Source organism: Desulfosporosinus sp. SYSU MS00001 (assembly GCF_049943955.1).
In the GTDB taxonomy this organism is placed as follows: domain Bacteria; phylum Bacillota; class Desulfitobacteriia; order Desulfitobacteriales; family Desulfitobacteriaceae; genus Desulfosporosinus.
Genome location: NZ_JBNFTW010000001.1, coordinates 15,999 through 29,611 on the forward strand (window position 1 = coordinate 15,999; position 13,613 = coordinate 29,611).

Genomic DNA, 13,613 nt, shown 5'->3' on the forward strand with positions numbered 1-13,613 from the left:
ACCTTCGCTTGCTTAAGCGGAGGTATTTTTTGGCATATTAGAAGTGAGTATCATCTGCCCAGAGCAGCAGGGTAGCGAAATCTTCATAAAATCTTTAAAATAATCTTAAATGCAACTGAAACTTACGCGGTATACTGGGATTATTAAATTTTAGATCGAGAGCTGGAGGGAGCTGTGGACGTGGGAACCAAAATTGTATTAGTGGATGATGAGGCTGAGATTTTAACCCTCGTGCGAGACTATCTTTCGAGGGATGGTTTTAGTGTTGTGACTGCGCAGAACGGTCTTGAGGGAATTGAACTCATTGAAAAGGAAAAACCGGACCTGGTGCTGCTTGATTGGATGCTGCCGGGAATTAGCGGGTTAGAGATGTGTAAGCGTTTGCGTGAGACAAGCACAATCCCCATCATTATGTTAACGGCCAAGTCAGAGGAGATCGATCGTGTATTAGGCCTTGAGTTTGGCGCAGATGATTATATTGTTAAGCCTTTTAGCCTGAGGGAGCTGGCAGCCCGTATAAAAACTGTGCTGCGGCGGTCCGCCGGGGGCGCTCAAGAGAACTCTAATTCATCTCTCCTCATGCGCGGAGACTTGACCATTGATGTTACAAGCCATAAGGTCACAAAAAAAGGACAGGAATTATTACTTACACCGACAGAATTTAATATCCTCCATTTATTAGCCCTGCGTCCGGGGACGGTCTACAGCCGGCTACAACTTCTGCGGCAGGCAATGGGAGAAGAGTATCTTTATTACGAACGTTCTATCGATACCCATGTCTCGAACTTGCGCAAAAAAATCGAAGATAATCCCAGTGATCCCAAATATATTGAAACCGTATTTGGAGTCGGTTATCGGTTTGGTGAGGACCTATGACGTTAAGGCGTAAATTTATCCTGGCTTTAATCGGCATGGTTGTTTTTATGTCGATTGTTTTTGCCTGTATCGCACTTGCCTCAACTCAGGCTTTGATTGGGCATGCTGAAACCTATGTGCAGCAGTCTTTCGGAGATCACTTGAATCAACTGCTCAGCGTCTATTATGGGGGACACAACAACTGGGAGGGGGTTCAGGACCACGTTTCCCAGGTTATGACAACACCGCCTGATCCTAAATTTGCCCACCCTCCCCGTGATTTTCAGCGTTTTTTAGTGTTTGACCAAAACAATAAGGTCATCGTTGATCCCTCGAATAAAGATCTGGGCAAACAGCTCACCGCTCTTCCGGATTATGACAAAATCGAAAAGCAATGGCAGCCGATCACGGTCAATGGGAGAACGGTGGGGCATTATTGGCAGGCGATACACACTTCAGTGGTAGACAGCAAGTTGGCGAAAACCATTGGAACTTCTATTATTAAAGGAATGATTATCGGCTTAATTATTACGTCTTTAATAGCGCTGCTTTTAGGACTGTTATTAACCCGGCATTTTACCAAGCCCTTAAATCGCCTGATGGAAGCTGTGCGGCGGGTCGGTGACGGGGATCTGGCTTCTCGTGTCGAAGTCGAAGGCAATGGCGATATCGCCCTTCTGGCCCGCGATTTTAATAAAATGACGGAGCAATTGAATCGCAATGAAGAAGTAAGACGCAACATGGTGGCAGATATTGCCCATGAATTGCGTACTCCTCTGGCGGTTATTCTTGGTAAACTGGAATCCATTCAAGAGGGAGTGCTGCCTTCAACTCCGGAGACAATTCTGCCAATCCAGGATGAAACCTTAAGACTTATTCGCCTGGTTCGAGACCTGCAGCAGTTAAGTCTGGCGGAAGCGGGCAAATTGCCTATGGCCCTTAGTACGGTTAATCTTCATACTATTGTTGGAAAAATTATTGAACAATTTCAAATAGAATTTGAGGAACGTGGTTTAAACATCAACATCAGCGGCGGGAAAATTCCTGAGATCGTTGGAGATGCTGATCGGTTGACTCAGGTTTTTGTCAACTTAATTGGTAATGCGCTTTTGCATACTCCGTCGGGTGGATCTCTGAACGTTCAGTTAGAAGAAGTGGAAAATCTTCCGGAAAATGAAATGACCGGGGAGGATGTCTCACGGCGCTTGCGGGATGTCTTCCGGAGAAAGGATGATAAAACCGAGGAAGCGGGTTCTAAGGATAAAAATCCCGTGGATGAGTCAGGCGGAAGATGGGTGCAGGTAACCGTAAAAGATTCTGGCGAAGGAATTCCTGCGGAAGAACTTGACCATATCTTTGATCGCTTTTATCGAGTCGACAAATCACGCGAACGAGAGAACGGCGGAACTGGTTTAGGCTTAGCTATTGCCAAGGAATTCATCCAAGCACACGGAGGAAGAATCAAGGTTGAGAGTGAACTTGGTGAGGGAAGCAGTTTTCGGATTCTACTGCCTGTGAAGCCCAAAAACACGTTAGATGTCAATCCTTAACAACATCTTAAGAAGTCCTTCCTTGTTTGAACAAAAGTCTATGGTATTCTTAGCAAGAATTATTTTTAAGCATAAGCAGCTACTTAAGATTTGTTGTTTAAATGAGCGAGAAAAGGAGAAAGAGTATGAACAAAAAAAAGGTGACCATTGGGGTAATTGGTGTTCTTCTGGTCTTGGGAGGGGGCTATTGGGCGTATAAGCATTTTACGGCGAAACCGGCGGCGGCCTCTTATACGACCTCCAAGGCTAAATTGGGTGATGTTCAAAAAGTGATTACAGCAACCGGAACAGTAAATTATCCCCACGCGATTACCTTAACCTTTCCAACCTCAGGAAATGCTTCTTCAGCCGGAAAAATCGTAGAACTAAACGTAAAAGCAGGAGATACGGTTAAAGCGGGGGAAGTCCTTGCCAAGATCGACGATACAAAATTGAAAACCTCTGTTTTACAGGCTGAAGCCAATGTGACTTCCGCCGAAACCAAGTATCAGGATCTGGAGGATTCCTATAATGCTCAAACTCTTGCGCAGGCGGAGTCAACTCTTGCCAAAGCACAGCAGAATTTAACGACTGCCCAGCAGAATGCAGATCCTGGCTATTTGGCCAATCAAGTGACTTTGGCCAACAATAACGTCAAACAAGCCAGCGACAATTTGGCAAAGGCGCAGTTGAGTGTGAATTCTTCCTCCATCCAATCGGCGCAAAACTCACTGAATTCAGCTTTGGATGCTCTAACGACAGCGAAGAACAATCAAAATGGAGGGGCGGCAAAAGCTTTAGCTGCTGCTCAGGCTGATGTTACTGCGGCTCAATATCAAGTGGATCAACAGAAGCAGGGCCCGAAATCCTCCGATGTTCAATCGTCTCAGGCCAGTATTCAAATTGCTCAGGCTCAGCTCGCCAGCGCTCAGGCGGACTTAGCTAATGCTTCAATCATTGCGCCGGTGGATGCTGTGGTCGTGGATTGCCCGCTTCAACTGGGGCAAGATTCAGATTCCAAATCCATTATTACCATCACTCCTGTAGGCGACAAACTTGAAGTAGATGCTGCAATAGACCAGGCAGATATTACGCAATGCAAAGTAGGACAAAAAGTAGATATCACCCTTGATTCCTATCCGAATAACCATATCAGTGGGACAGTGAATGCGGTCGCCTTGCAGGGCACAACGACCTCAAATGTTACCACCTATCAGGTTACCGCGACAGTTGATCAAAACAGCGACCTTCTCCGGGCAGGTATGAACGCCAATATCAATATTATTGTCGCTGAAGCGAAAAATGTTTTAACGATACCGAGTGAAGCGGTTAAGACCAGAGGTACGCAAAGCTATGTAATGGTACCTGCAGCTCCGGGGACTACTTCCGGAACAGCCAATTCCCAAGCACAATCTCAATCTCAAGGGCAATCTAAAACCGGTACCGGCCAAGCCGGCAACGCGGCTAACGGATATTCAGGTGCCAGAAACTCAGGGAGCGGAAGTACAGGTTCCGGAACCGGCGGCAGCGGATATTCGGGAACAAGAAGTGGTGCCGGCAGCAGAAATGCCATGGCTAATGTTCGTATGGTTCCCGTTGTGATTGGCCTTGATGATGGCACCAATGTAGAGATCAAGAGCGGTTTACAAGAAGGGCAGGAGGTCATTACCGGTACCGTTTCCAACACAACGACGACCAATTCAAATTCCGGTTCCAGATCGGGATTCAGCCTTGGCGGCGGAGGCGCTACTAGAGCAATAACCGGTGGCGGCGGAGGCGGTGCACGTCCCAGAGGAAATTAAGTGATCTAGCTTTAAGAATACGTTAGGAGGGATGCAATTTGATCGACCTTAAAGGAATTAAAAAGATATATGCCAACGGTGATATTCAAGTTGCTGCCTTAGCCGGGGTGGATCTTCACGTGGGAGCTAGTGAGTTTGTTTCCATTATGGGACCCTCCGGTTCCGGTAAATCGTCGATGATGAATATTTTGGGCTGCTTGGACACCCCCACAGAAGGAGAATATTTTCTCGACGGAACCGATGTGGCCAAAGCAAGCGGTGACCAGTTATCGGTGATTCGCAATCGTAAGATCGGCTTTGTCTTCCAAGGATTTAATTTACTGCCTCGCACGATGGCAGTAGAAAATGTTGAGCTTCCCATGCTCTATGCCGGGGTACCCAGCAAAGAAAGACGAACTCGTGCCATTGCAGCCTTAGAATCTGTCGGCCTCGGCGGCCGGATTTATCATAAACCTAAAGAACTCTCAGGAGGTCAACAGCAGCGGGTAGCCATTGCCAGGGCACTTGTTACCAAACCTTCGATCATTTTAGCGGATGAACCCACAGGAAATTTAGACAGCAAGTCTAGTGAAGAGGTTATGGCTATTTTTCAGCGGCTGCACGAGTCAGGCAATACCATTGTCCTGGTAACTCATGAACCGGATATTGCGGAATTTACGGAACGGATTGTTCATTTCCGTGATGGCAACATTGAAGGGGATGAGAAAGTCGCCAATCCTCGTAAAGCTCGAGCCCAGATCGTAGAGGAGGGAGTAGCAAAGTGAACTTTTTGGAAAGTATTCGGGTCTCTCTCCGGGCCTTACGGGCCAATAAGCTGCGCTCTGCCTTAACCATGCTGGGGATGATTATTGGGGTTGCGGCTGTTATCGCTATGGTGGGCATTGGTAACGGGGCTACAGCTTCGATTACGTCTCAGATTCAAGGCTTAGGTTCAAACCTTCTGACCATCAGCTCGGGACAGTCCAATTCCGGAGGAGTCCGGGGAGGAATGGGCAGTTCGGACACTTTAAAAATGACGGATGTCGATAAAATCCAGATAGGAACGGCTGTGAAAGCAGTCGCTCCTGTCGCGAACACCAATGGACAAGTGGTTTTCGGCTCGGGAAACACCTCGACTACGATTATGGGAACGACCCAGGATTATCAGGAAATTAAAAACGTAACTATGGCAACGGGACGTTTCATTACAACAGATGATGTTGACAAGGCTGCACGTGTGGCTGTCCTTGGCCCTACTGTAGTTACAGACCTTTTCGGTGATGCCAATGCTTCAGTGATCGGCAAAGTCATCAAAATCAACAATGTACCTTTCCAAGTTATCGGAGTGACAACATCAACAGGATCAACCGGGTTTATGAGCAGTGACGATATGATTACCGCACCGATTTCTACTATTCAGCAGCGCTTGCTGGGGAAAAAGACCGTTCGTAATATCCTGGTCTCCGCTACATCGGCGGATCAAATGCAAGCCGCTCAAAATCAGATTACGGCCGAGCTGGAAAGGGCTCATAACATCCAAGCCGGGAAAAATGATGATTTCAATATTCAAAATCAGGCGGATATGTTACAAACCATGACGGGAGTGACTCAAACCCTGACCATGCTCCTTGGCGGTATTGCTGGAATTTCTCTCTTGGTTGGGGGAATTGGAATCATGAATATCATGCTTGTCTCGGTTACCGAACGAACGCGGGAGATTGGAATCCGTAAAGCCATCGGGGCTAAAGGTCTCGATATCATGATGCAATTCCTCATTGAAGCCATCGTACTTAGTATTCTGGGAGGCGGAATAGGGATTGTCCTCGGCTTTGGAGGATCAACTCTCGCTGGGAAAGCCTTAAAGATGAGTACCAGCATTTCCCCGACGTCTGTGTTGGTCGCTTTCGGTTTCTCTGCAGCCATCGGTATAATCTTCGGGGTCTTTCCGGCTCGAAAAGCGGCTTCGATGGATCCAATTGACGCTTTAAGGTATGAGTAATCTATCAATCCTTTTGGTTTTGCTGCTTATTTCAGGTTTTTGCTTCGATTGTGCAATTTTTAGTTATCGGAAAGTTGGAAAGGGGAAAAAATACGTGAGGAAAAGTAAACGGGCCCAAATGGTGATGAGTGTACTGGTCATCGTGATTTTACTGATCGGTATGATTCCTGGGTTAGCATCTGCTGATTCAAGTAACGGAAGTACATGGCTCGCATGGCTTAGTTTCGCAACCAGTGCTGATGCAACGCTGATAGCTGGAGAAACGGGTAACATTAACGTTCAGCTTTGGGACAATACCTCTAATCCCTATACTGGGTCAGTCGCGAGTGCAACAATTACCGGTTCTGATGGGAACTCTAAAATATATCAGGTATCTGGAAATAGCGGAGATTATACAGTTTCCAATGTGACCCTGGAAACAGCGGGGGATTATCAGTTAGTAATTCGTGAGGGGGCGTTGGGAACGGCCCTTGCCACGGGAACGATTACGGTTCTGGACGCAAAAGCAGTTGCTGCCGCTCCTTTATATATTAATACCAATAATACCATAAGTGTGAAAGTGACAGATTCCAACGGAAATCCCTTGATGCGTAAATCAGGAACGATTGATGGCTCACTAGTTGGAGGTTCCTCAATCTCCTATACAACGCTAAGCGATGGAACCTTTACTTTCAATATGACCCCAACACAATTTGGTAACGTTGATATTCTCTATGCCGGACATATCATTGGTTCCGTACCGGTTCTTCCGGCCTACACTCAAAACGCGCGCATCGGAGGAAATTCTCAGGATAATGTATCCTTGGCGATTAGTGTAGCTCAAAGTGGTTGGGCTTCTGGTTCCCTAAATGTCATCTTGACCAGAGATGATCAATTTTCGGATGCTCTTGCCGCAGCACCCCTTTCAAAAAAGCTTGATGCACCGATACTCATGACAGGTTCCTCTAAACTGGATGATCGCACATTAACGGAGATTCAAAATCTGGGAGCTAAGAACATCTATATTGTCGGCGGGACTGTTGCAGTCTCCCAAGGGATTCAAAATAGTTTGAGCAATGAGTTTACGGTTACCCGAATTGCCGGGCAGCAGGCTTATGATACCGCAGCACAAATATCTGGGAATGTGGGAATTGATCCAACCCAGACTGTTTATGTCGCTAATTATGCCGCAATTCCCGATGCTATTGCCATTAGCGCTTTTGCTGCTGAACAGGGAAGTCCGATTTTGCTCACAGAAAGAGATTCCGTACCCTCTTCTACGGCTAAAGCTTTGACAGACCTTAAGGCAGGTAATGTTGTTTTGCTGGGAGGTACAGCGGTAATTGGAAATTCGGTAGAAAATCAACTAAGTTCCACGTATCACGTCAAGCGTTGGGGCGGCTATGATCAATATGACACGCAAAATATAATCTTCCAAAATCTTTTTAGCACGGATAAACCGCAGACTCCCCTTTATTTCGCCTCCGGTCTTGTGCGTCAAGGTGATGTAAGTTCGGGAAATCCCAAGGCCGATGCTTTGGTAACAGCGGCTTTAGCTGCTAAACAAGGTGGGTTTGTTGCTATGGTTCCGCAAAATACTGTTCCTTCGAGTTTGAATTACTTCCTGCTATATAATGTAGGTTATATTAAGCAATCGTCAGTTGTTGGGACTAACAGCAGTGTTTCGCTGGATTTGGAGACGGAGCTTAAGGATTTATTGGAGCATTAGGTCGAAGTTTTGCCCTTCTTCTTAGGCACTTATGGGTCAGGCATCTTCGCCCACACCGTTCACTCAGCATTCCGAGGCTTGCTCACTCGTTTGCGCGGGAGCTCTGCCGAACCTCAGGGTAGTATCTGATGTGAACCGTTGGCCATGACGATAAGCGGACGAGCTTATCGGCCACACTGCAGCTCATTATGCATACTGATATTTGTAGTGAATATAGCCTCAATAAGCTCGTATCGAATATAACCTTTATGTAGGTCTTTGGCTTGTTACCCTAAAGCACTTCACTATTGGGTATGCTATAGAAGAAAAATTAATGGGGGTGATGGCAATTAGCCATCACCCTCCAATTTATTTTCTGCTCCTTTTTAATGGTGAGAGAATTATAAATTAATTTTAATAAAATACTAGGAAACGAGAAGGGATTCTTTGAGAAATGCCGAATATAATAGCGTAAGAAAATTGGACTAATTGACCATGCCAATAAGGACTAAGCCAAAGGGCTGAAACTTAGTTAAGAGGTGGGTAAATGGATCTCGATCGTAAGAGCGGAGTTCCCTACTACATACAGCTCAAGGAACAAATTAGACGTCACATTACTCAGGGCGTTTGGGCTGCAGGTATGAAATTGCCAACTGAACGGGAACTGGCCGCGAGTTTATCCGTAAGCCGTAACACAGTCAGTCAAGCTTACAAAGAACTTGAAAGTGAAGGGGTATTAAGTTCAGCTCAAGGAAAAGGGACGTTTGTAGCCGATACGTTGCTGATCATGCAGCAGGAGGGACGCAAAGAGAAGGTCCTGCGAATTATTGATGTAGCCATGGAAGAGGCTGTTGGCTTAGGCTTCAGCATTGATGACTTTGTCTCCTTCGTTCATGTGCGGGGGATGGAAAAAAAGCATTTCCTGTCACGGGTGAAAGTAGCTTTCATTGAATGTAACCCTGAGCAATTGAACGATGCTCGCTGGAACCTTGGCCCTGGTGTCAGTTTGCTGCCCTTTTTGCTCTCTGAACTTCAGGATTCACTCACGGTTCAAAAACGTTTAGCAAGCATGGATATGCTCGTCACAGGAGTAGCTCATTTGACAGAGGTTAAACGATTATTTGAGAAGTTTAACTTGCCTATTTTGGGAGTTTCACTTCAGCCAAAGCTGGAAACTATTGTCCGGATCGCCAAATTGACGGTAGGACGGGACTTGGCCTTAGTTTGCGAAAGCAGTCATTTTGCGGAAAAGGTTATCAACGCTCTAAATCAAGCGGGGCTTCATCCCACCTTTCGAACGTTGATACAACCCGATGACATAAGATTACGCGAGGCTTTGCCCGATTGCGGGGCAGTAATTTTTGCGCCGAAGCTGCGCCTTCGGGTTGAAAAAGTTCTTCCGGATAATATGGAATGTATAGAATTTCGTTTCGAACCAGATACCGGGAGCTTAAATTTGCTGCGCGGTGCTTTATTGGAAATAAAGGAGGGTAAACGTTGAGGAAACAACGGGTCATTGGTTTATTTGATTCGGGAGTCGGCGGACTTACCGTGGCCAAACAAATTCTGGAGCAGCTGCCTGATGTACGAATTGTTTATTTTGGAGATACGGCACGAGTGCCTTATGGAAACCGCTCCCAGGAGGAACTTATACGTTTTGGGGAAGAAAGCGTCACCTTTTTGATCGGGCAAGGGGCAGAAGCCATTGTCGTTGCCTGCAATACAAGTTCTGCCACCGCACTTCCCACGCTCCAGGAGAGGTTTGATATTCCAATGATCGGAATGATTGAACCTGGTGCCCGCTTAGCCGTAAAAAAAACCATAGCGGGCCGAATCGGATTGATTGCTACGGAAACGACGGTACGCAGCAAGGCCTATTCCTTAGGGGTCAGCCGTGCTCTGGCCCGAGGAAGCGTGCCGGAGAATGCTGATCTGCGCTCGGCTTGGCAGCATGGGGAACAGGCTATTTCCTTGGTCAAAGCACAGGGCTGCCCTCTCTTTGTTCCTCTGATCGAAGCTGGGTTAGCCAATTCTTTGCAGGCACGGGGAATTGCCCGCACCTATCTGGCGCCTCTTCAATCCTCCGGTGTTGATGCCTTGATTCTCGGCTGTACTCATTATCCTTTTTTGGAACCGGTTCTTAAAGAAATTTTAGGTGAGGATGTTCTGATTGTTGACCCTGCTCTGGCCGTGTTAGAGGAGCTTAAAGAATTGCTGGCTCAGATGAAGCAGCGGGATGAAGCAAAATCCGATCCTTCCTTAGAATTAGTATCAACATCTGATGCTTTAGGGAAAAGCCAATGGCGGGCCCGTTATTTTGTCAGCGGAGACCCGGAACTTTTCAAACAAGTTGGCAATACACTTCTGCAGGACTCGATAGAATCCGTTGAACAAGTAACTTTTGTGGAGGGTTCCTTTAACCTCTAACTTCTTATTTAGTTTTCATAATTGAAAAAGCCGGGAGGAATTTATCGTGAAACAAAAGACCTTGGTATTAGGGGTAATCGGTTCAGATGTTCATGCTGTCGGAAACCGCATCCTGGATTATGCCTTTACTCATGCTGGTTTCAAAGTCATTAACATCGGAGTGCTGGCAACTCAGGAAGAGTTCATTCATGCTGCAATTGAAACAAATGCCGATGTCCTGATGGTTTCATCATTATATGGCCATGGTGAGATGGATTGCCGGGGACTGCGTGAAAAATGTCAGGAAAAAGGAATAGGTGACATTTTAATGTATGTCGGCGGTAATCTGGTTGTGGGGAAACAAGATTTTGATTCGGTTAAAGAACGCTTCTTGGCAATGGGCTTTAATCGTGTTTACCCGCCGGGTACCATGCCTGAAGTTCCCATTAAAGATTTGCGGGAAGATTTGGGGATAAGTGAAGAATAAAGGGGGGAATGAGCCTTGCAAGCAGTCCTTCTCATTGATTTTGGCAGTACTTACACGAAAGTGACGATTGTTGACCTTGATACGGAAGAGATCCTTGGCACCGCCCGGGCCGGAACGACCATTGAAACTAATATTATGGATGGTTTGAATCATGCGCTGGCACAGATACCTGAGCCGTCGGGAGGATGGAATTTTGTCCGTAAACTTGCCTGCAGCAGTGCGGCAGGTGGTTTGAAAATGATGGCCAGCGGTTTGGTCAAAGAATTAACCGCTGAAGCGGCCAGAAGAGCTGCTTTGGGAGCAGGGGCCAGATTGCTTGAAGTCTTCAGCTACGAGTTAACGGCCCGGGATTTGGAGAAGATCATTGCTGCCAAGCCGGATATTTTCCTGTTGGCAGGAGGTACTGACGGCGGAAATAAAGAGATATTGCTTAAAAACGCTGAACTGCTGAGCACGCTGCCAATCAGTCTGCCGGTGGTGGTCGCCGGCAACAAAGCCGCAGCGGTTCAGGCTGCAGATCTGCTCAGACAACGGCATGCACCTGTGATGGTGGCGGACAATGTGATGCCTGATCTGGGAGTTTTGGCAGTTGATTCGGCCCGTATGGCGATTCGTGATATATTCCTCAGCCATATTGTCCACGCCAAAGGTTTAGATAAGGCAGAAGAGTTTTTAGAACGGGTTATGATGCCTACCCCGGCGGCGGTATTGTCGGCAGCGGAATTATTGGCCGCAGGATCCGGATCAGAGCGTGGACTGGGTGAACTGATGATTGTTGATGTTGGGGGAGCCACGACAGACGTTCATTCAGTCGCCACAGGGGATCCGAGTAAACCGAGCGTCACCCTCAAAGGATTGCCTGAACCTTTTGCCAAACGAACCGTTGAAGGCGATCTGGGCATGCGTTACAGCTCAGAGGCTTTAGTGGAAGCTTCAGGCCGGCGCTTGTATGATTTTTTGGGTTGGACGGATGAGCAAGTAGCCAGTCAGCTGCGGCTATTCAAAGAAAATCCCTGGCGAATACCTCAGACTGAGGAGGAAGCTAAATTTGACGCAGCCATGGGCCGCATGGCCGTTGGTTTAGCTGTCGACCGGCATGTTGGAACGATTGAAGTGATTTATACGCCTTTTGGAGCGACCTATGTTCAGCACGGCAAAGATTTGACACCGCTGCCTGTGGTGATTGGTACCGGAGGAGTTTTGCTTCATCACCCGAATGTTTTGGAAATTCTCAAGGGTTCCCTATTTGACTCTGCCGAACCGACTCTGCTGAAACCTCAAAAACCCAGATTCTATCTGGATAAAGATTATATCTTGGCAGCCATGGGTTTGCTGCGTGAAGTTGCGCCCCAAGCTGCGCTTCGAATGATGAAAAAATACGTGGTTGAACTATAGGAGGGTATAACGATGGAATTAACAGTCCGGCAAATGGATGCTGAAGAATTTCAGCGTCAGCGTCAGGAAGTCTTAGGGCAATGGGAGACCGGTAAGGACGTCAATTTCGAAGAAGCAGTTGCCTACCATAAGGGATTGCCTAAAAGCAAGATTTTTGCTGAGAAACTGGCGGAAGGCAAAGAGAAAGGGATCACCTTTGCTCAACCGCGTGCTGGAGTAGCGCTAATCTCTGAACATATTGAATTGCTGCGCTGCCTCCAGGATGAAGGAGGCGCAGATTTTCTGCCCACGACGATTGACTCCTATACGCGTCAGAACCGCTATACCGAAGCACAATCCGGGATTGAAGAAAGCCGAGCAATCGGACGTTCGATGCTGAACGGTTTTCCGGCGGTGAACCATGGGGTTGCAGCCTGCCGGCGAGTCGCTGAGAGCGTTCATGTACCTGTTCAGGTTCGTCATGGGACTCCGGATGCCCGGCTGTTAGCCGAAATAACTATCGCCGGAGGTTTTACGGATTTTGAAGGGGGAGGTATTTCTTATAATATTCCCTATTCCAAAGATGTTTCGATTGAGAGTACGATCAAGTATTGGCAATATGTTGACCGGCTTATTGGCTTGTATGAGGAACAAGGGGTAAAAATTAACCGCGAACCCTTCGGCCCCTTGACCGGGACACTTGTTCCTCCCGCGGTTTCTCATGCTGTGGCTGTAATCGAAGGAATTCTGGCAGTGGCTCAGGGAGTTCGCAGTTTGACCTTGGGTTATGGTCAATGCGGCAACCTGATTCAAGATGTCGCGGCTTTGCATACTCTGCCGGTCCTTGCTGAAGAATATATGGAGAAGCTTGGGTATCCCAAGGCTATGATTACCACCGTATTTCACCAGTGGATGGGTGGATTCCCCCAAGACGAAGCCAAGGCTTTCGGAGTTATTTCCTGGGGTGCTGCAACGGCTGCCTTAGGCAAGGCGACGAAGGTTATTGTTAAAACACCTCACGAAGCTTTGGGCATACCGACCAAAGAAGCTAATGCGGCAGGAATCCGGGCTACAAAACAGGTATTGAGCATGTTAAAAGACCAGACCTTGCCGATGACAGAGGAACTGGCTTTAGAAGAACAGATGATTTTGGCAGAAACCAGGGCTATTTTGGATCGCGTCTTAAGTCTTGGTGAAGGAGACATGGCTGTGGGCACCGTTCGAGCCTTCCAGGCAGGTGTTATCGACGTTCCTTTTGCTCCCAGCCGTTTTAATGCCGGCAAAATTTTACCGGCCCGGGACACTACGGGAGCCGTAAGAATGCTGGATTTCGGCAATCTTCCCTTTGATGAGACGATCAAGGATTTCCACCGTGAACGTATTGCCCAACGGGGACGTGATGAGGGCCGCGATCCTTCTTTCCAAATGGTTATCGATGATATTTACGCTATTGGTAAAGGAATGCTTGTCGGACGTCCAAGGTAAGACAAATGGG

11 protein-coding genes are annotated in these 13,613 nt (G+C 47.3%); all 11 read left to right on the top strand.

The window, feature by feature from the left end:
• The first annotated feature begins 180 nt into the window (after nt 1-180).
• Nucleotides 181-876 (top strand): response regulator, encoded by a 696-nt coding sequence (locus tag ACPUYX_RS00085; protein ID WP_426377724.1) that lies wholly within the window; start codon nt 181-183, stop codon nt 874-876.
• Nucleotides 873-2,405 carry a sensor histidine kinase gene (locus tag ACPUYX_RS00090; RefSeq protein WP_426377725.1) on the top strand — a complete coding sequence of 511 codons (1,533 nt, stop codon included), beginning with the start codon at nt 873-875 and terminating at the stop codon, nt 2,403-2,405. Before ACPUYX_RS00085 ends, ACPUYX_RS00090 begins: the two co-directional genes overlap by 4 nt.
• A gap of 125 nt (nt 2,406-2,530) precedes the next feature.
• Nucleotides 2,531-4,186, top strand: a complete 1,656-nt coding sequence (locus ACPUYX_RS00095) for an efflux RND transporter periplasmic adaptor subunit (protein ID WP_426377726.1) — start codon at nt 2,531-2,533, stop codon at nt 4,184-4,186.
• A 38-nt stretch (nt 4,187-4,224) separates the two neighbouring features.
• The gene (locus ACPUYX_RS00100) at nt 4,225-4,950 is read left to right on the top strand and encodes an ABC transporter ATP-binding protein (protein ID WP_426377727.1); all 726 of its coding nucleotides are present in this window, start codon (nt 4,225-4,227) and stop codon (nt 4,948-4,950) included.
• Complete coding sequence (locus ACPUYX_RS00105) at nt 4,947-6,164, top strand: ABC transporter permease (RefSeq protein WP_088228977.1); 1,218 nt, start codon at nt 4,947-4,949, stop codon at nt 6,162-6,164. The genes ACPUYX_RS00100 and ACPUYX_RS00105 overlap by 4 nt, the downstream gene beginning before the upstream one ends.
• A gap of 94 nt (nt 6,165-6,258) precedes the next feature.
• Entirely contained in the window at nt 6,259-7,872 is a 1,614-nt protein-coding gene (locus ACPUYX_RS00110; protein ID WP_426377728.1) for a cell wall-binding repeat-containing protein, read from the top strand.
• 526 nt (nt 7,873-8,398) lie between these two features.
• Nucleotides 8,399-9,352: a GntR family transcriptional regulator gene (locus ACPUYX_RS00115; protein ID WP_426377729.1), complete on the top strand. Its 954-nt coding sequence runs from the start codon at nt 8,399-8,401 to the stop codon at nt 9,350-9,352.
• A complete protein-coding gene (gene murI, locus ACPUYX_RS00120; RefSeq protein ID WP_426377730.1) occupies nt 9,349-10,278 on the top strand; it encodes a glutamate racemase in 930 nt (309 codons plus the stop codon). The genes ACPUYX_RS00115 and murI overlap by 4 nt, the downstream gene beginning before the upstream one ends.
• Nucleotides 10,279-10,324: 46 nt before the next feature.
• Entirely contained in the window at nt 10,325-10,744 is a 420-nt protein-coding gene (gene glmS, locus ACPUYX_RS00125; RefSeq protein ID WP_426377731.1) for a methylaspartate mutase subunit S, read from the top strand.
• A gap of 15 nt (nt 10,745-10,759) precedes the next feature.
• On the top strand, nt 10,760-12,139 hold the full coding sequence (gene glmL, locus ACPUYX_RS00130; RefSeq protein WP_426377732.1) for a methylaspartate mutase accessory protein GlmL: 1,380 nt from the start codon (nt 10,760-10,762) through the stop codon (nt 12,137-12,139).
• A 12-nt stretch (nt 12,140-12,151) separates the two neighbouring features.
• Nucleotides 12,152-13,603, top strand: a complete 1,452-nt coding sequence (locus ACPUYX_RS00135; protein WP_426377733.1) for a methylaspartate mutase subunit E — start codon at nt 12,152-12,154, stop codon at nt 13,601-13,603.
• Nucleotides 13,604-13,613: the final 10 nt, after the last annotated feature.